The 16,627-nt window shown below is 68.1% G+C and carries 16 protein-coding genes; 12 read left to right on the top strand and 4 right to left on the bottom strand.

The annotated features are described in order from the left end of the window. Positions 1–86: 86 nt before the first annotated feature. The 3 genes from JCM7685_RS07585 to JCM7685_RS07575 are packed head-to-tail and all read right to left on the bottom strand — an operon-like array spanning position 87 to position 3,834. Positions 87–1,055 (bottom strand): GGDEF domain-containing protein, encoded by a 969-nt coding sequence (locus JCM7685_RS07585; protein ID WP_074966193.1) that lies wholly within the window; start codon positions 1,053–1,055, stop codon positions 87–89. Positions 1,056–1,058: 3 nt separating this feature from the next. Next, entirely contained in the window at positions 1,059–1,628 is a 570-nt protein-coding gene (locus tag JCM7685_RS07580) for a heme NO-binding domain-containing protein (protein WP_074966192.1), read from the bottom strand. Between the two features lie 31 nt (positions 1,629–1,659). Beyond that, positions 1,660–3,834: a ComEC/Rec2 family competence protein gene (locus JCM7685_RS07575; protein ID WP_074966191.1), complete on the bottom strand. Its 2,175-nt coding sequence runs from the start codon at positions 3,832–3,834 to the stop codon at positions 1,660–1,662. A 123-nt stretch (positions 3,835–3,957) separates the two neighbouring features. Between JCM7685_RS07575 and gltX the strand changes: the two genes are divergently transcribed. The 3 genes from gltX to JCM7685_RS07560 all read left to right on the top strand — a co-directional run bounded on the left by gltX (position 3,958) and on the right by JCM7685_RS07560 (position 7,550). After that, positions 3,958–5,364, top strand: a complete 1,407-nt coding sequence (gene gltX, locus JCM7685_RS07570; protein WP_074966190.1) for a glutamate--tRNA ligase — start codon at positions 3,958–3,960, stop codon at positions 5,362–5,364. A gap of 54 nt (positions 5,365–5,418) precedes the next feature. Next, entirely contained in the window at positions 5,419–6,711 is a 1,293-nt protein-coding gene (gltA, locus tag JCM7685_RS07565; RefSeq protein ID WP_074966189.1) for a citrate synthase, read from the top strand. 140 nt (positions 6,712–6,851) lie between these two features. Then, positions 6,852–7,550, top strand: coding sequence for an SDR family NAD(P)-dependent oxidoreductase (locus JCM7685_RS07560; RefSeq protein ID WP_231964703.1), 699 nt, complete (start codon positions 6,852–6,854; stop codon positions 7,548–7,550). On the opposite strand, the gene JCM7685_RS07555 is transcribed toward JCM7685_RS07560, so the two are convergent. Then, positions 7,547–8,989 (bottom strand): cobyric acid synthase, encoded by a 1,443-nt coding sequence (locus tag JCM7685_RS07555; protein ID WP_074966188.1) that lies wholly within the window; start codon positions 8,987–8,989, stop codon positions 7,547–7,549. The genes JCM7685_RS07560 and JCM7685_RS07555 overlap by 4 nt on opposite strands. Positions 8,990–9,043: 54 nt before the next feature. On the opposite strand from JCM7685_RS07555, the gene secG reads away from it, so the two are divergent. From secG to JCM7685_RS07510, 9 genes are all read left to right on the top strand, one after another. Next, positions 9,044–9,568 carry a preprotein translocase subunit SecG gene (gene secG, locus JCM7685_RS07550; RefSeq protein ID WP_074966187.1) on the top strand — a complete coding sequence of 175 codons (525 nt, stop codon included), beginning with the start codon at positions 9,044–9,046 and terminating at the stop codon, positions 9,566–9,568. A gap of 148 nt (positions 9,569–9,716) precedes the next feature. Beyond that, entirely contained in the window at positions 9,717–11,360 is a 1,644-nt protein-coding gene (locus JCM7685_RS07545; protein ID WP_074966186.1) for a CTP synthase, read from the top strand. Positions 11,361–11,601: 241 nt separating this feature from the next. Then, positions 11,602–12,474: a DMT family transporter gene (locus JCM7685_RS07540; protein ID WP_074966185.1), complete on the top strand. Its 873-nt coding sequence runs from the start codon at positions 11,602–11,604 to the stop codon at positions 12,472–12,474. A gap of 122 nt (positions 12,475–12,596) precedes the next feature. Next, the gene (locus JCM7685_RS07535) at positions 12,597–13,061 is read left to right on the top strand and encodes a hypothetical protein (protein WP_074966184.1); all 465 of its coding nucleotides are present in this window, start codon (positions 12,597–12,599) and stop codon (positions 13,059–13,061) included. Positions 13,062–13,122: 61 nt separating this feature from the next. Continuing rightward, positions 13,123–14,031, top strand: a complete 909-nt coding sequence (gene ppk2 / locus JCM7685_RS07530; protein WP_074966183.1) for a polyphosphate kinase 2 — start codon at positions 13,123–13,125, stop codon at positions 14,029–14,031. A 61-nt stretch (positions 14,032–14,092) separates the two neighbouring features. Beyond that, on the top strand, positions 14,093–14,383 hold the full coding sequence (locus JCM7685_RS07525) for a DUF1330 domain-containing protein (RefSeq protein WP_074966182.1): 291 nt from the start codon (positions 14,093–14,095) through the stop codon (positions 14,381–14,383). Between the two features lie 53 nt (positions 14,384–14,436). Next, a complete protein-coding gene (locus JCM7685_RS07520) occupies positions 14,437–14,898 on the top strand; it encodes a tellurite resistance TerB family protein (RefSeq protein ID WP_074966181.1) in 462 nt (153 codons plus the stop codon). 126 nt (positions 14,899–15,024) lie between these two features. Next, entirely contained in the window at positions 15,025–15,837 is an 813-nt protein-coding gene (locus JCM7685_RS07515) for an ABC transporter ATP-binding protein (RefSeq protein WP_074966180.1), read from the top strand. Positions 15,838–15,862: 25 nt separating this feature from the next. After that, a complete protein-coding gene (locus JCM7685_RS07510; RefSeq protein ID WP_074966179.1) occupies positions 15,863–16,588 on the top strand; it encodes a transporter substrate-binding domain-containing protein in 726 nt (241 codons plus the stop codon). Positions 16,589–16,627: the final 39 nt, after the last annotated feature.

Here is a 16,627-nt window from a genome sequence, read left to right as displayed (position 1 = left end):
TTGCTGCGAACGCTGGTCGCCGCTTCAATCGGAAAACCGGCGGCGTTCGGCGCTAAGAGTTCTGCACAGGAACGGCGCCCTACCAGTCATTCCAGTTCCTCCCAGGTCCTGACACGGCCACGGCCTGTGTCCTTGGCCTGATAGAGCGCGGCGTCCGCGCGCTCGAACAGGTCGAATGTTCCGGCCGCAAGGCCGGGCGGGCAGATCGCGATGCCGATGCTTGCCGAGACGCCCGAGGACTCGCAGCCCGTCTCCATCGTCTCGATGCGCCGGATGATGCGGTGGCAGGCGCTCTGGATCGCCGCATGGCAGGTCGTCGAGAACATCAGGATCAGGAACTCGTCCCCACCCGCGCGGCAGAGCTTGTCGCTGGCCCGGATCTCGGCCCGAATGGCCTCGGCGGCCTGTTGCAGGATGCGGTCGCCGGCGGCGTGACCGAACCGGTCGTTCACTTGCTTGAAATGATCGAGATCCAGATGGATCAATGCAAAAGGCGTTTTTTCCCGCTGTTCCATCGCCCGCGAAAAGGCAAGATCGAAACCGCGGCGGTTCAAAACCCCCGTCAGCGGGTCGGTGATCGACATCAGCTGTGCGTCCTCGCGCGCCGCCTTCAGGCTCTTGTTGACGCGCGACAGTTCCGACAGCGCGGCTTTGTTGGCCTCGTGCAGGAACAGGAATTCCATCGCCAGATCGGCGGGGGAAAAATCGGAATCGGTCAGATCGAAGGCCCGAATCGCCGGGGAAAGCGAGACGCCGAAGCCCAGGTTCAGCAGCAGGCAACCGCCCCGGCTGGGGACGCCGTGGCCGCGCAGGTAGATGTCTTCGCGCGCGCGCAGGTTCAGGAACACCCGCCGGCCCGAAGCGATCCGCGCCAGCATGTCCTCCGGCGCGGTCTCCTGCCCGTCGCGGCCGATATGGACGAAGGCGTCGGACATGCGCGCGTGCCCGCCCAGGATTCGGGCGATGGTTCTGCCGCTGGAGAGTATCTTGCCGCTGCGGTCCAGGCAGACATGCATCGGCAGGAGGTCGACCAGATCTCGGATATCGAATTGCATGGATCAGGCCCTGGCTGCGTCGGGGGTGAGGCTGAAGCGACGGCGGTGGGCGAAATCGTGCAGCGCGATCTCGACAGTGACACGGTCCCGCTGCGCCGCGATCAGCGCCAGCGCGCCATAGTCGTCGGCCATGCCGCGAATGATCCCGGCGGTGACCTGCAACAGGCGCGGGTGATGCGCCTTGGGCCGGATGCAGTAATGCCCTTCGCCTTCGTGGGTGACCGACAGCGCCGGAATCTCCAGGTCGGGGATGACAAGGCCGATGCGACCAGGCAGTTCGCGCAGGGATTCCAGGAATTCCCGATAATCCGGGCCGCTGAAGCGCAGCAGGCGACGGATTTCCTCCTGCCGGGTCAACCAGGCGCCCATATCCTCAAGGCATTCGCCCGCCGATTTCCCCAGCATCCGGGCGGCGGTGAAAAGAACGGAATCCGTCACCTTGTCGGGCGAGGGGCTCCAGGTCAAAAAGCCCTCGGGGTCGACGCCGGCGGCATCGGCGATGGCCGTCCAGGTCTCCTGCCCGTAAGAAGCGCGCAGGAAGCCCTCGATCGACCTGTTTACGAGACCATGCATGGCGGGATCCGGTTTTCACATCGCTTGAACGTCATTGCCAGAGCCGGCCGGCCCCCCGCCGCTGTGCGGGCGTCAGCTTCAGTCCGTCTTGGCCCGGGCTGATCGCGACCGCCCCCAGCCGGCGCAGTTGCGCCAGGTCCAGCAGCACGCAGTCGTCGCCCCGCTTGCGGGCGGCCAGCTTGCGGTCGGAGACGACCAGGGTAGGCTCGGCGCAATCGAGGGTCCGTACCGCCTCTGCGGCCTTGCCGGTCAGATGGCGGACATGCAGGCCGCCGTCAGGAAGAGACAGGCTGGCCAGGCGGTCCGAGGAGGGACCCGACCACAGCTTCCGCGCCGCCGCAGTGGGCTGGTCGGAGGAGTCGCCGTCCGCCTCCAGCCAGTTCTGGATCGCGAAGCCGCCGCCGCGAGGCTTGGAGGGCACGCGACCGGCCGGAGTCATCACGGCCACGGCATTCCCCTCGGCCGAGACCAGGATCCGGGGCCGCTCGGCCAGCGTCCAGGACAAGGCAGAAGCTGCGATCAGCCCACCTCCGGCCAGACGGCGCAAAGTCAACGCCCTGCCACGCCCTGCTCCGACCAGCGGGCCCAGGAAAACCAGGGTCGCCCCGATGCCCAGCAGCGGCAGCACGGCTTGCGGCGGTGCCGGGACCAGGGTGACGGCGCCGTTCAAGCCTGCCACCCATTCCGCCACCCACAGCATCCATTTCGTGCCCAGCCCCATCATCCAGAGGGCGGGCTGCGCCAGCCCCAATGGCGCCAGCACCGCCGCCAGCACGGCGCCGGGCATGACCAGAATGCCGACCACGGGCACGACCAGAAGGTTGGCCAGCATGCCGTAATGCGCCATCCGCCCGAAGTGGATGGCGGCGATCGGCGAGGTGGCGATACTTGCCACCGCCGAGGACAGCACCAGCATCGCCGCCGGCCGAATCCACCAAGGCAGATGCGGGGAGAGTTTCAGCCACGGCTCCTGCACCAGGATCAGCGCCACGGTGGCGGCGAAGCTCATCTGGAAGCCCGGCTCGGTCAGCGCCTCGGGCGCCATCGCCAGCACCAGGATCGCCGCGATCGCGACCGTGCGCAGCGACACCGCCCTGCGGTCGGCCATGATCGCCAGAAGCATCACGGCGACCATGATGAACGAGCGTTCGGTCGCCACGCCGCCGCCGGACAACCACAGGTAAAGCGCTGCCGCGGCCAGCGCACCGGCCGCAGCCAGCTTGTGAACCGGCAGCCGGCGCAGGCCAAGAACGCCCTGCGCGGTCGCTCCGACCAGCCGCAGCGCGGCATAGACGAAGCCGGCCAGCATGCTCATGTGCAGGCCCGAGATCGAAATGATGTGATAGAGGTTCGAGGCCCGCATGATCTCGTTGGTCGCCTCGGAGATCCCCGAGCGGTCGCCGGTGACCAGCGCGGAGGAGACCGCGCCCGCCTGCCCGCCGATCCGCGTCTGCATCGATTCGGACAGCGACATCCGCAGCCGGTGCAACGCCAGCGCGCCGTCGTTGCGAGGCATGGCCACGGTCAGCACCGGCGTCCGGGCATAGCCGATCGCGCCCAGTCCCTGGAACCACGCGAGGCGCCGGAAATCGAAGGCCCCCGGCTCGGACGGACCGCCGGGCGGACCCAGATTCGCCGTCAACATCACCCGCTGGCCGGGCACCGGCAGGTCCTGGGCGTTCATCAACGAGATTCGCACCCGCGCAGGCGTCCTGCCGGGCGGCACGTCGCGCAGTTGCACCTGATCCAGCAGCAGCCGCATCCGGTCGCTGCCCGAGCGGTCGATGCCGATCACCCGCCCCTCGACCGGCCCGTAATAGCGAAAGCCCAGCACCGGTGCCGCGACCAGATGCGCGCGCATCCCGCTGAGCCCCGCCCCCACCGCCACCAGCAGCAGCGTCAAGCAGGCGATCCGGCAGCGGTCGGCCCAGATCCAGCCGCAGCGCCCGCTTTCCGCCAGCCGCAGCACCAGCGCCGGCAGCAGCAGGCACGCGCCCCCCGCCACCGCCAGGGCAGAATAGAAGCGCGGTCCGGGCTCGTCCCGCAACAGGAACCAGCCGCCGATTCCCAGCCCCAGCCAGAACGGCACCCAGGGCAGCATCCCCGCCCGGATCGCCACCGGCACTCGCCGCGGACGTGCCGTAGCCGTGCGCGGCCGGGCCGCGCCCAGGACCCCCGGGCCGGGGTGCGCCTTCACGGAATCCATCGCCGAAACTTGTCCTTGTCACGCCGGTTGCTTATCACTGCGCCAAGACTGGCATGCCGACTCTTTCAAAAGGATTAACGGCATGGCGCCAAAACCCCGTTTTTCTGGACCGATCCGCACCCGATGACCGATTCCCGCCCCGTCGTGACCCGTTTCGCCCCTTCGCCCACCGGCTATCTGCATATCGGTGGCGCGCGCACCGCGCTGTTCAACTGGCTTTACGCCCGCGGCCGGGGCGGCAAGTTCCTGCTGCGGATCGAGGACACCGACCGCGCGCGCTCGACCCCCGAGGCGACCGAGGCGATCCTGCAGGGGCTGGAATGGCTCGGCCTCGACTGGGACGGCACGCCGGTCAGCCAGTTCGAGGGCCGCGCCCGCCATGCCGAGGTCGCCCGCGAGATGCTGGCGAACGGCAGCGCCTACAAATGTTTCTCGACCGCCGAGGAAATCGAATCCTTCCGCGAGAAGGCCAAAGCCGAGGGCCGCTCGACCCTGTTCCTGTCGCCCTGGCGCGACGCCGATCCGGCGAGCCTGCCCGACGCGCCCCACGTCATTCGGCTGAAGGCGCCGCGCACGGGCGAGACCGTGGTGCATGACGCGGTGCAGGGCGCGGTGACCTTCCGCAACGACCAGCTCGACGACATGGTGCTGCTGCGTTCGGACGGGACGCCGACCTATATGCTGGCGGTGGTGGTGGACGACCATGACATGGGTGTCACCCATGTCATCCGCGGCGACGACCACCTGACCAATGCCGCGCGCCAGATCCAGATCTACCAGGCGATGGGCTGGGAGATCCCGGTCTTTGCCCATATCCCGCTGATCCATGGCGAGGACGGCAAGAAGCTGTCCAAGCGCCACGGCGCCGTGGGCCTGCACGAATTCGCCGCCATGGGCTATCCGGCCGCGGCGATGCGCAACTACCTGGCCCGGCTGGGCTGGAGCCATGGCGACGACGAGTTGTTCGACGACGCCCAGGCCCGGGAATGGTTCGACCTGGCCGGCATCGGCAAGGCCCCTGCCCGGCTGGATTTCAAGAAGCTGGAACATGTCAGCGGCTGGTATATCGCCCGCATGGACGATGCCGAATTGATGGCCGAAATCGCGGCCTACCGCACCGCGACCGGCGCGGCCCAACTGGACGACGCGCAGTCCGCGCGGCTGGCCGCCGTGCTGCCGGCGTTGAAAGCAAAGGCGAAAACCCTGCCCGCGCTGCTGGAGCAGGCGCATTTCGCGCTGATCTCGCGTCCCGTCGCGGTCGAGGAAAAGGCCGCTGCGGCGCTGGATACTGTATCCCGTGGTATACTGAAAGAATTGACTGCCGCGGTGCAGCATGCTAGCTGGGGGCGCGACGCGCTCGAGGCGGCGGCCAAGGCCATCGCCGAGTCGCACGGGCTGGGGCTGGGCAAGGTCGCAGCGCCAATTCGCGCCGCCCTGGCCGGTCGCAGTTCGACCCCCAGCGTGTTCGACATGATGATGGCACTTGGCCGCGACGAAACGCTGGCCCGGCTGCAGGACCAGGCGGGCTGAGACCCGCACCCCATCACCCGGCCAGCGGCCGGAGACAGGTGAAAGGAAGAGGGAATGGCAGAAAGCAAATCCGCAAGACTGCTCGTCGAAGGAAAGGAACTCGAGCTTCCGATCCTTTCGCCCACGGCGGGGCCGGACGTGATCGATATCCGCAAGCTCTATGGCCAGGCCGAGGTCTTTACCTACGACCCCGGCTTCACCTCGACCGCGTCCTGCGATTCGACGATCACCTATATCGACGGCGACAAGGGCGAGCTTTGGTATCGCGGCTATCCGATCGAGCAACTGGCCGACCAGTCGCATTACCTGGAGGTCTGCTACCTGCTGCTCTACGGCGAGCTGCCGAGCACGGCCCAACTGGCGGATTTCGAGACCCGCATCACCCGCCACACCATGGTGCACGAACAGATGCACTATTTCTTCCGCGGCTTCCGCCGCGACAGCCACCCGATGGCGACCATGGTCAGCGTGGTGGGCGCGATGTCGGCCTTCTATCACGACAGCCTCGACATCAACGACCCCTGGCAGCGCGAGGTCGCGGCGATCCGGCTGATCGCCAAGGTGCCGACCATCGCCGCCATGGCCTATAAGTATTCGCTGGGCCAGCCCTTCGTCTATCCGCAGAACGAGCTGGATTATGCCAGCAACTTCCTGCACATGTGCTTCTCGGTCCCGGCAGAGACCTACAAGGTCAACCCGGCCGTGGCGCGCGCCATGGACCGCATCTTCACCCTGCATGCGGATCACGAGCAGAACGCCTCGACCTCGACCGTGCGGCTGGCGGGCTCGTCGGGCGCGAACCCCTTTGCCTGCATCGCGGCCGGCATCGCCTGCCTGTGGGGCCCCGCCCATGGCGGCGCCAACCAGGCCTGCCTGGAAATGCTGCGCGAGATCGGCAGCGTGGACCGCATCCCCGAGTTCATCGCCCGGGCCAAGGACAAGAACGATCCGTTCAAGCTGATGGGCTTCGGCCACCGGGTCTACAAGAACTTCGACCCGCGCGCCAAGGTGATGAAGGAATCGGCGGACGAGGTGCTGGACCTCTTGGGCATCCACGACAACCCGACGCTGCAGGTCGCCAAGGAGCTGGAGCGGATCGCGCTGGAGGACGATTACTTCATCGAGAAGAAGCTCTACCCCAACGTGGACTTCTATTCCGGGATCATCCTCGAGGCGATCGGCTTCCCGACTTCGATGTTCACGCCGATCTTCGCGGTGTCGCGCACCGTGGGCTGGATCTCGCAGTGGAAAGAGATGATCGCCGATCCGCAGAACAAGATCGGCCGCCCGCGCCAGCTTTACGTCGGCTCGCCGCGGCGCGACTACAAGCCGCTGGACCAGCGCTGAGCCCATTGCCGAAAGGCATCGCGGCCCCGGAGCGATCCGGGGCCGTCGCTTTTTGGCGGATCCGGTGAAAGGGGCTCTGCCCCTCGCCCCTGCGGGGCTCACCCCGGGATATTTGACACAAAAGAAAAACGAGGTGCGACATGGCGGGACTTGCGCGTGGGCCGGCGCGATGCGACATCGGCGCCATGAGCGAACATGACAAAATCGCGCTGGTCACCGGCGCCTCGCGCGGCCTGGGCGCCGCATTGGCCGAAGCGCTTGCCGGGCGGGGCTGGCACATCCTTGCCGTGGCGCGCACGAGCGGCGCCTTGGAAGAGCTGGACGACCGCATCCGCGGCGCCGGCGGCTCGGCCACGCTGGCACCGCTGGACGTAGGGCAGCCCGAGGCCATGGTGCAGCTGGCGCAGGCGGTGCTCGAGCGTTGGGGCGGGCTCGATCTTTGGGCGCATTGCGCGATCCATGCCGCGCCGCTGTCGCCGGCGGGGCATATCGACGGCAAGGATTTCCAGAAATCGGTCGATCTGAACGTCGTCGCCACGCGGGGGCTGATCGGGCTGATCGAGCCGCTGCTGCGCGCGCGCGAAGGTCAGGCGCTGTTTTTCGACGACGCGCGCGCCGGGCAGAAGTTCTTCGGCAGCTACGGCACCACCAAGGCGGCGCAGATTGCGCTGGCCCGCAGCTGGCAGGCCGAGAACGCGGCGCTGGGCCCGCGCGTCCGCATCGCCGCGCCGGCGCCGATGCCGACCGCGACCCGTGCCCGCTTCTTTCCCGGCGAGGACCGGTCGCGGCTGACGCCCTGCAAGGCGGAGGCCGGGCGGATCCTGGCGGAAATCCTCTAGCCAGCGGTGCGGGCCAGCGCGAAGAGCCGGTCGATGTCGAGATGCGTCTCGAGATGCGCGGCCAGGCGGTCCAGAACCGCCTCGACCCCCGCGCCGTAGTCGAACGTCGACGCCGTCCCGAATTGCTCCAGCCAGGCGGCGCGGAAACCGTTGTCCGAGAACAGCCCGTGCAGGTAAGTGCCGGCGATGCGCCCGTCCGGGCTGATGGCGCCGTCGGGGCCGGGAATATGGGCGAAGGCGCGGGCGCAATCCGGGCCCTCGGTCCGGCCCATGTGGATCTCGTAGCCTTCGATCGGCTGGCCAAGCGCGGTGCCGCGGGTTCGCGTCAGCCTCTTTTCGGCGGCCATGCGGGTCTCGACCGAGAGCAGGCCCAGGCCCGGCGTGCTGCCGGGATCGCCGTCATGGCCCTGGGGGTCGTGGATCGCGCGGCCGAGCATCTGGTAGCCGCCGCATATCCCCAGCACATATCCGCCGCGCCGGACATGGGCGGCCAGGTCGATGTCCCAGCCCTGCACGCGCAGGAAGGCGAGATCGCCGCGGGTCGATTTCGTGCCCGGCAGGATCACCAGATCGGCATCCCCGGGCAGCGGCCGTCCCGGCGGCACCATGGTCAGCCGCACCCCGGGTTCGGCCGCCAGCGGGTCGAGATCGTCGAAATTCGCGATCCGCGACAGCATCGGGCAGGCGATATGCAAGCCCCCTGCCCCCGAGGCGCGGCGCAGGTCCACCGCATCCTCGGCCGGCAGCAGCGCGGCGTCCGGGAACCAGGGCACCAACCCCAGATCGGGCCAGCCGGTGCGCTGCGCGATGAAGGCGCGGCCGGCGTCGAACAGCGTCGGATCGCCGCGGAAGCGGTTGATGATGAAGCCGCGGATCATCGCTGCGTCCTCGGGGTCGATCACCGCCTGCGTGCCGACGATCTGCGCGATCACGCCGCCGCGGTCGATGTCGCCGGCCAGCACCACCGGCACGCCGGCCGCGCGGGCAAAGCCCATGTTGGCGATGTCGCGGGCGCGCAGGTTGACCTCGGCCGGCGAACCCGCGCCCTCGACCAGCACCAGATCGTGGCCGGCCCGCAGCCGGCCGTAGCTGTCCAGCACCGCGTTCATCAGCTGTGCCTTCAGCGCCGCATAGTCGGCGGCCGCCGCCCGGGCCACGGCGCGCCCCTGCACCACCACTTGCGCGGCGCGGTCGGTTTCCGGCTTCAGCAGCACCGGGTTCATGTGCACCGAGGGCTCCAGCCCCGCCGCGCGGGCCTGCAAGGCCTGGGCGCGGCCGATCTCGCCGCCCTCCGCCGTCACCGCGGCATTGTTCGACATGTTCTGCGGCTTGAAGGGCGCCACGCCGATCCCCCGCAGCCGCGCCGCCCGGCAGAGCCCTGCCACCAGCAGCGACTTGCCGACGTTCGAGCCGGTCCCCTGGATCATCAGCGCGCCCATGCCCGCCCCCGCTTGCCAATTCCCAGCTTGGTGACTAGATAGGCGCGTCGTTGAATGAAAGGCCCCGTGGTGGAAAACATCATCCTGACCGTGCATCTGATCCTTGCCGTGCTGCTGATCGGCGTGGTGCTGCTGCAGCGGTCCGAAGGCGGCGGCCTGGGCATGGGCAGCGGCGGCGGCGGAGGCGGCGTCATGACCGGCCGGCAGGCGGCGAACGCGCTGTCCCGGGCGACCTGGATCTTCGCCATCGGCTTTCTCATCACCTCGATGGCGCTTACCATCATCGCGGCGCGCAATTCCTCGAGCGGCTCGATCGTCGATCAGCTGAACCTGGGCGGCGCCACGGAACAGGCTCCGGCGCCCAGCCTGCCGGGCATCGGCGATTATGCCCCGCCGCCCGGCGCGGGCCAGCCCGTGCTGCCCGGTGCCGGCCAGCCGGCCACGCCGCCCGCGCCGGCTTCGCAAGCGCCCGCCCCGGCCGGGACGCAGGACAGTGCGCCCGCCAGCCAGCCGGTAACCCCGCCGGCGGCGGAAGCCCCGGCCGCAACCGAGCCCGCGACGGCGCCGGCTGCCAACTGATACAAGAGCTTGGGGCGCGTTCGGCGCCCCTTACAACAAATAGCGGTCCGTTGCGGCTGCGGGGCAAATCGGATATATCTCGGGTCCCGTGATGCCGGCCAGATTCGGGCCGCGATTTCCTATTTGATCGACTCACGGGGGTCTTCCGATGGCGCGCTATATCTTCATCACCGGCGGCGTGGTGTCTTCGCTGGGCAAGGGGCTCGCCTCGGCCGCGCTGGGGGCCTTGCTGCAGGCGCGGGGCTATACCGTCCGGCTGCGCAAGCTGGATCCCTATCTGAACGTCGATCCGGGCACGATGAGCCCGTTCGAGCATGGCGAGGTCTTCGTCACCGACGACGGCGCCGAGACCGACCTGGACCTGGGCCACTACGAGCGCTTCACCGGGGTTTCGGCGCGCAAGACCGACAGCGTCTCCTCGGGCCGGATCTATTCCAACGTGCTGGAGAAAGAGCGGCGCGGCGCCTATCTGGGCAAGACCATCCAGGTCATTCCCCACGTCACCAACGAGATCAAGGACTTCCTGGCCGTGGGCGAGGACGAGGTCGATTTCATGCTCTGCGAGATCGGCGGCACCGTCGGCGACATAGAGGGCCTGCCCTTCTTCGAGGCGATCCGGCAATTCGCCCAGGACCGCCCGCGCGGGCGCTGCATCTTCATGCACCTGACGCTGCTGCCTTATCTGGCCGCCTCGGGCGAGCTCAAGACCAAGCCGACGCAGCACAGCGTCAAGGAGCTGCGTTCCATCGGGTTGCAGCCCGACGTGCTGGTCTGCCGCAGCGAGCAGCCGATCCCGGAAAAGGAACGCGCCAAGATCGCGCTGTTCTGCAACGTCCGCCCCGATGCGGTGATCCCGGCCTATGACCTGAAGTCGATCTACGAGGCGCCGCTGGCCTATCACCGCGCCGGCCTGGACCAGGCGGTGCTGGATGCCTTCCAGATCAGCCCGGCGCCGCGACCCGACATGTCGCGCTGGGAAGATGTGATGGACCGGCTGAACCATGCCGAGGGCCAGGTCAGGATCGCCATCGTCGGCAAATACACCCAGCTTGAGGACGCCTACAAATCCATCGCCGAGGCGCTGACCCATGGCGGCATGGCCAATCGCGTCCGCGTCAAGGCCGACTGGGTCGACAGCGAGAAGCTGGAAGGCGAAGGCGCGCATCTGCTGGACGGCTATAACGGCATCATCGTCCCCGGCGGCTTCGGCGAGCGCGGCACCGAGGGCATGGTCACCGCCGCCCGCTACGCGCGCGAAAAGAAGGTGCCCTATCTGGGCATCTGCCTGGGCATGCAGATGGCGGTGATCGAGGCGGCGAGAAACCTTGCCGACATGCCCGACGCCGGCTCGGAGGAGTTCGACCACGAGGCCGGCAAGACCCGCTTCACCCCGGTGGTCTATCACCTCAAGGAATGGGTGCAGGGCAATTACACCGTGAGCCGCAAGGTGACGGACGACAAGGGTGGCACCATGCGGCTGGGCGCCTATACCGCCGTGCTGGCGCCGGGCTCGAAGATCTCCGAGGTCTATGGCGGCGCGCTGGAGATCGAGGACCGCCACCGCCACCGCTACGAGGTCGACGCGAAATTCCGCGACCAGCTGGAATCGGCGGGCCTGACCTTTTCGGGCATGTCGCCGGACGGCCGGCTGCCCGAGGTGGTGGAATACGGCGACCACCCCTGGTTCATCGGCGTGCAGTCGCATCCCGAGTTGAAATCGAAACCCTTCGAGCCGGCGCCGCTGTTCGCGGGCTTCGTCCGCGCCGCGATGGATAACGAGCGGCTGGTTTAAGGAGAAAGGGACGCGCGGGGCCTCCATGCGGGGGCAAAGCGGACGGTCAGCCCTTGAGGCCGCTGTCCAATACCGATTAGGATCGCGACATCGACCGAGTGGCAACTAGGGTTCCGGGCGATCCGCCGCAGGACCGAGCGTTGCAGAGACCGGGGCGTTCCCGGCTGCACCCAAGGGACAAAAGCCCAGGGGAGGAGACGTCGAGATCAACCGCGCCGTCCCGGCGCATAAGGGGGTCTCCATGACGCTTGCCTCGGCTCTTCTCGTCGTTCTCGCATCTTTCATCCATGCCAGCTGGAACCTGCTGGCCAAGCGCGCCGCCTCGGCCGGACCGGCCTTCGTCCTGGCCTACAGCATCGTCGCCTGCATCGCCTATGCGCCCTGGGTGGTCTGGTTACTGGCGCAGGGCGGCATGGGCTGGGGCCGGGTCGAGCTGGGCTTCGTCCTGCTCAGCGGGCTGATCCACCTGGGCTACAGCCTGTGCCTGCAACACGGCTATCGGGTGGCCGACCTGTCGGTGGTCTATCCGGTGGCGCGGGGAACCGGGCCGATGCTCTCCTCGATAGGGGCCTTCCTGATCCTGGGCGAGACGCCGACCGGCATGGGCCTGCTTGGCCTGGCGCTGGTCGTCGCCGGCATCCTGCTGATCGCCACCCAGGGCAAGCTGGCCGCCTTCACCCGGCCGGGAGGACAGGCCGGCGTCCGCTGGGGCGTGACGACCGGCGGGCTGATCGCCAGCTATACGGTGGTCGATGCCTATGCGGTCAAGGCGCTTGGCATCGCGCCGGTGATGCTGGACTGGTTCACCAACCTGCTGCGCGTCTTCCTGCTGCTGCCGGTGGTGCTGTCGGACCGCCGCCGCGCCATCGCGGCGATGCGGGGCCATTGGCGCACCGCCATCGGCGTGGGCGTGCTGCAACCGCTGTCCTACATCCTCGTGCTGGCGGCCCTGACGGGGGGCGCACCGCTGAGCCTGGTGGCCCCGATGCGCGAAATGTCGATGATGGTGGGCGCGCTGATGGGAATGCTGATCCTGCGCGAGGCGGTGGGCCCATGGCGGCTGGCCGGATGCGGGGTGCTGATCGCCGGGGTGATCCTGCTGTCATCCTCCTGACCGACCGCGACCGGCAGCCATCGGCTCAGGCGACATTCCCGCTGGCCGGCAACGTCACACGCATCCCCCCTGTCCTTCCGTCCGTCCCTGTCGCACAATCGGCGCAGCAGACGGAGCCGACCATGCGCCTGATCCACAAACTCCTTGCTCTGATCCTGACCTTCGCCGCCACGCCCGCCCTGGCGGATGCGCCGCTGTTCCTGCTGGACCAGACCAGGCTGCCCTTCGACCTGGGTCCCGGCGCACCGCAGAACCAGCCCGCCCGCCCGTCGAATTCGCCCTATGCCGCGGCGAATTCCGCGGCGAGCCCGGCCAACAGCGGGACCAGCTTCGCCAATTCCCCGCGCAACACCCAGAACGAAAAGCGGGTGATCTTCACCGCCGACGGTTCTGCGGTCGGCTATTACGCCCCGAACGGCGCCGGCACGCTGAACCTCTTCACCCTGACCGGCAAGCGGGTCGCCTATCGTCCCAGGGGCAGCAAGAGCCTGTTTTCCAGCGACGGCCGCTGGTGCGGCACCGTGGCCGATGCCAGCGGCGGCGGCTTCGCCTTCGGCATCATCCGCGCCTGCGCCGGCCTGTTCTGAAAGCGACACCGCATTGTCACATTTCGCGGCTAAACCGCGCAGCAGACAGCAGGAGACCGCAATGCAGGACGAAACGCCCAAGGACTGGCTGGAAGCCGAGCTTCAGGACACGCTGGACGAGGATTACGAGATCGAGCTGGAAGACGCGGTGCTGTCGCAGGAAATCGCGCGCATCTATCGCGATACCCATCCCGACCAGATGCCGCGCGCCGACTATTTCCGCGAATTGCTGCGGCTGCAGGCCGAACTGATCCGGCTGCAGGACTGGGTGGCCTATCACAAGGAAAAGGTCGTGGTCCTGTTCGAGGGCCGCGACAGCGCCGGCAAGGGCGGCGCCATCAAGCGCATCACCCAGCGGCTGAACCCGCGCGTGGCCCGCGTCGTCGCCCTGCCCGCCCCCTCGGACCGCGAAAAGACGCAATGGTATTTCCAGCGCTACGTGCCGCACCTGCCGGCGGGGGGCGAGATCGTGCTCTTCGACCGCAGCTGGTACAACCGCGCCGGGGTCGAGCGGGTCATGGGCTTTGCCACCGAGGAACAGGTGCAGCAATTCTTCGACGACGTTCCCGAGTTCGAGCGGATGCTGCTGCGCTCGGGGATCCGGCTGGTGAAATACTGGTTCTCGATCACCGACGAGGAACAGCAGATGCGCTTCCTGATGCGCATCCACGACCCGCTGAAACAGTGGAAGCTGTCGCCGATGGACCTGCAATCCCGCGTCCGCTGGGAGGATTACACCAAGGCCAAGGAGGAGATGTTCGAGCGCACCAACATCCCCGAGGCGCCCTGGTACATCGTGCCCGGCAACGACAAGAAGCGGGCGCGGCTGAACTGCATGGCGCATCTTCTGGACCAGGTGCCCTATGGCGACGTGCCGCATGAAGAGGTCCACCTGCCCGACCGGGTCTTCAACCCGGACTACGAACGCGAGGTGCTGCCGCCCGAACTCTACGTTCCGCAGCGTTACTGAACGCGTTCCCACTTGCGGATGGCGCGGGACCGCGCATGATCGCGGCCATGCCACGCAAGAGGTGCGCGATGCCGAAAGCCTATTCACGGTCGATGACCCTGCCGCCTACGGGGCCTATCGGCGCGCGAGCGCCGGCGCCTTCGCGAAATGCGGCGCGCGCTTCCTGGTGCGCGGCGGCCACCGGCAGGTGGTCGAAGGCGCGCTGCGCCCCCGCGCGGCGGTGATCGGGTTTCCCGACATGGCCGCCGCCCGCGCCTGCTGCGACAGCCCCGCATACCGGGCGGCGCTTGTGCTGCGCCGGCCCTGCGCGCTGGCGGATCTCGCCATCCTCGGGGGCCGGGAAGACGCCTGACTTTCATCCCCGAACCATATTGTCGCTTCTGGAAAATGACCTATTATCCCCGTATGTTCCGAAATCTTTTGAGCAGACTTTTCGCCGACGGCGGTCCGGACGCGCGCCTGGACGGCCATGACGCCGAAGTCGCGGTGGCCGCGCTGCTGGTGCGGCTGGCGCGGGCCGACGACCGCTACGGCCCCGCCGAGAAGCGGCGCATCGACCAGATCCTGGCCCGGCGCAACGGCCTGGCCGCCGCCGAGGCGGCCGAGCATCGCGCCGCGGCCGAGATGATCGAGGCCGAGGCCCCAGACACCGTGCGCTTCACCCGCATCATCAAGGACCGGATCGAACTGGCCGACCGCCACGACATCGTCGCCGCCATGTGGGAGGTGGCCTATGCCGACGGCCGCCGCAGCCCGGACGAGGAATCGCTGGTCCGGCTGGTGGCCGGGCTTCTGGGCGTCAGCGACCGCGATTCGGCGCTGGCCCGGCAAGGCGCGCTGACGGCGCTGGGACAGCCCGATTCCTGATGCGCCCGCCCCGCCATCTGCCCGTTTTCCGCGCCCCGGCGATGCCGGCCGCCGCCATGGCGACCTGACCGGAAAGCCAGTGAGGAAAGCGTTGCAATCGCCCGGCAAATATCGCCTGATATCGGCATGAACGAAGCCGACCCGACTGTCTCTGCCGCGGCCGAAAGCGCCCGTACGCCCGTGATCGAAATCCGCGGGCTGCACAAGGCCTATGGCGCGTTGCAGGTGCTGCGCGGCGTCAGCCTGACCGCGCCGCGCGGCCATGTCGTCAGCCTGATCGGCTCGTCGGGGTCGGGCAAGTCCACGCTGCTGCGCTGCTGCAACCTGCTGGAAGACAGCCAGCAGGGCGACATCCTGTTCGAGGGCGAGGCCGTGCGCTGGCGCGGCGCCGGCATGGAGCGTGTGCCCGCCGACCGCGCCCAGGTCACGCGGCTGCGCACCAACCTGTCGATGGTGTTCCAGCAGTTCAATCTGTGGTCGCACCTGACCATCCTCCAAAACGTCATGGAGGCCCCGGTCCAGGTGCTGCGCCGCAACCCGGCCGAGGTCGAGGCCCGCGCCCGCGCGCTGCTGGCCAAGGTCGGCATCGGCGACAAGGCCGACGCCTGGCCGGCCCAGCTGTCCGGCGGCCAGCAGCAGCGCGCCGCCATCGCCCGCGCGCTCTGCATGGAACCCAAGGCGCTGCTTCTGGACGAGCCGACCAGCGCGCTGGACCCCGAATTGCAGCAGGAGGTGGTCAAGGTCATCAAGGATCTGGCCGCCGAGCATCGCACCATGCTGCTGGTCACCCACGACATGCGGCTGGCGGCGGATGTCAGCGACCACGTCGTCTTCCTCCATCAGGGCCTGATCGAGGAGGAAGGCCCGCCGGCGCGGCTTTTCGGCGCGCCGCGCTCGGACCGGCTGCGGCAGTTTCTCAGCGCCACCATGGCCGAATGACAAAAAGACCAACAGGAGAAGCCAAATGAAGAAGATCATGCTTGCCGCCGCCGCCCTGGCCCTGACGGCGGGAATGGGCATGGCGCAAACCGTGCGCATCGGCACCGAGGGCGCCTATCCGCCCTTCAACTTCGTCAACGACAAGGGCCAGCTCGACGGGTTCGAGATCGAGCTGGGCAACGAGCTGTGCAAGCGGGCCGAGCTGCAATGCACCTTCGTCAAGAACGACTGGGATTCGATCATCCCGAACCTGGTCAGCTCGAACTACGACGCGATCATGGCCGGCATGAACATCTCGGAAGAGCGCAAGAAGGCGATCCAGTTCAGCGAGGAATACCTGCCGCCGCCGCTGTCGGCCTATGCCGCGACCAGCGCCGATGCGGATATCGAAGGGACGGTCGCCGCCCAGACCAGCACCATCCAGGCCGGCTATATCGCCGAGAGCGCCGCCACGCTGCTGGAGTTCCCGACCGGCGAGGAAACCATCGCCGCCGTCCGCAACGGCGAGGCCGACGCGGTCTTTGCCGACCGGGACTTCCTGGCCCCCTATGTCAACGAATCGAACGGCGACCTGGTCTGGGTCGAGGGCCAGGACAAGGTCGTGGTCGGCGAAGGCATCGCCATCGGGATGCGCAAGTCGGATACCGAGCTGAAGGGCAAGTTCGACAAGGCCATCGAATCGATGAAGGCCGACGGCAGCCTGAACGCCATGATCCAGAAATGGTATGGCCCCGAGGCGCTGATCTTCTGATCGGCCGCAACCGCTCTGCCGTCCGGTCCCACGGGTCCG

This window comes from Paracoccus aminovorans (assembly GCF_900005615.1).
Taxonomy (GTDB): domain Bacteria; phylum Pseudomonadota; class Alphaproteobacteria; order Rhodobacterales; family Rhodobacteraceae; genus Paracoccus; species Paracoccus aminovorans.
The sequence above is the reverse complement of the archived record's forward strand: the minus strand, read 5'-3'. Positions and strand labels throughout refer to the sequence as shown.

Coding starts and splice junctions, on each gene's coding strand:
- JCM7685_RS07585 (WP_074966193.1), bottom strand. CDS start 1,055: ATGCAATTCGATATCCGAGATCTGGTCGACCTCCTGCCGATGCATGTC.
- JCM7685_RS07580 (WP_074966192.1), bottom strand. CDS start 1,628: ATGCATGGTCTCGTAAACAGGTCGATCGAGGGCTTCCTGCGCGCTTCT.
- JCM7685_RS07575 (WP_074966191.1), bottom strand. CDS start 3,834: ATGGATTCCGTGAAGGCGCACCCCGGCCCGGGGGTCCTGGGCGCGGCC.
- gltX (WP_074966190.1), top strand. CDS start 3,958: ATGACCGATTCCCGCCCCGTCGTGACCCGTTTCGCCCCTTCGCCCACC.
- gltA (WP_074966189.1), top strand. CDS start 5,419: ATGGCAGAAAGCAAATCCGCAAGACTGCTCGTCGAAGGAAAGGAACTC.
- JCM7685_RS07560 (WP_231964703.1), top strand. CDS start 6,852: ATGGCGGGACTTGCGCGTGGGCCGGCGCGATGCGACATCGGCGCCATG.
- JCM7685_RS07555 (WP_074966188.1), bottom strand. CDS start 8,989: ATGGGCGCGCTGATGATCCAGGGGACCGGCTCGAACGTCGGCAAGTCG.
- secG (WP_074966187.1), top strand. CDS start 9,044: ATGAAAGGCCCCGTGGTGGAAAACATCATCCTGACCGTGCATCTGATC.
- JCM7685_RS07545 (WP_074966186.1), top strand. CDS start 9,717: ATGGCGCGCTATATCTTCATCACCGGCGGCGTGGTGTCTTCGCTGGGC.
- JCM7685_RS07540 (WP_074966185.1), top strand. CDS start 11,602: ATGACGCTTGCCTCGGCTCTTCTCGTCGTTCTCGCATCTTTCATCCAT.
- JCM7685_RS07535 (WP_074966184.1), top strand. CDS start 12,597: ATGCGCCTGATCCACAAACTCCTTGCTCTGATCCTGACCTTCGCCGCC.
- ppk2 (WP_074966183.1), top strand. CDS start 13,123: ATGCAGGACGAAACGCCCAAGGACTGGCTGGAAGCCGAGCTTCAGGAC.
- JCM7685_RS07520 (WP_074966181.1), top strand. CDS start 14,437: ATGTTCCGAAATCTTTTGAGCAGACTTTTCGCCGACGGCGGTCCGGAC.
- JCM7685_RS07515 (WP_074966180.1), top strand. CDS start 15,025: ATGAACGAAGCCGACCCGACTGTCTCTGCCGCGGCCGAAAGCGCCCGT.
- JCM7685_RS07510 (WP_074966179.1), top strand. CDS start 15,863: ATGAAGAAGATCATGCTTGCCGCCGCCGCCCTGGCCCTGACGGCGGGA.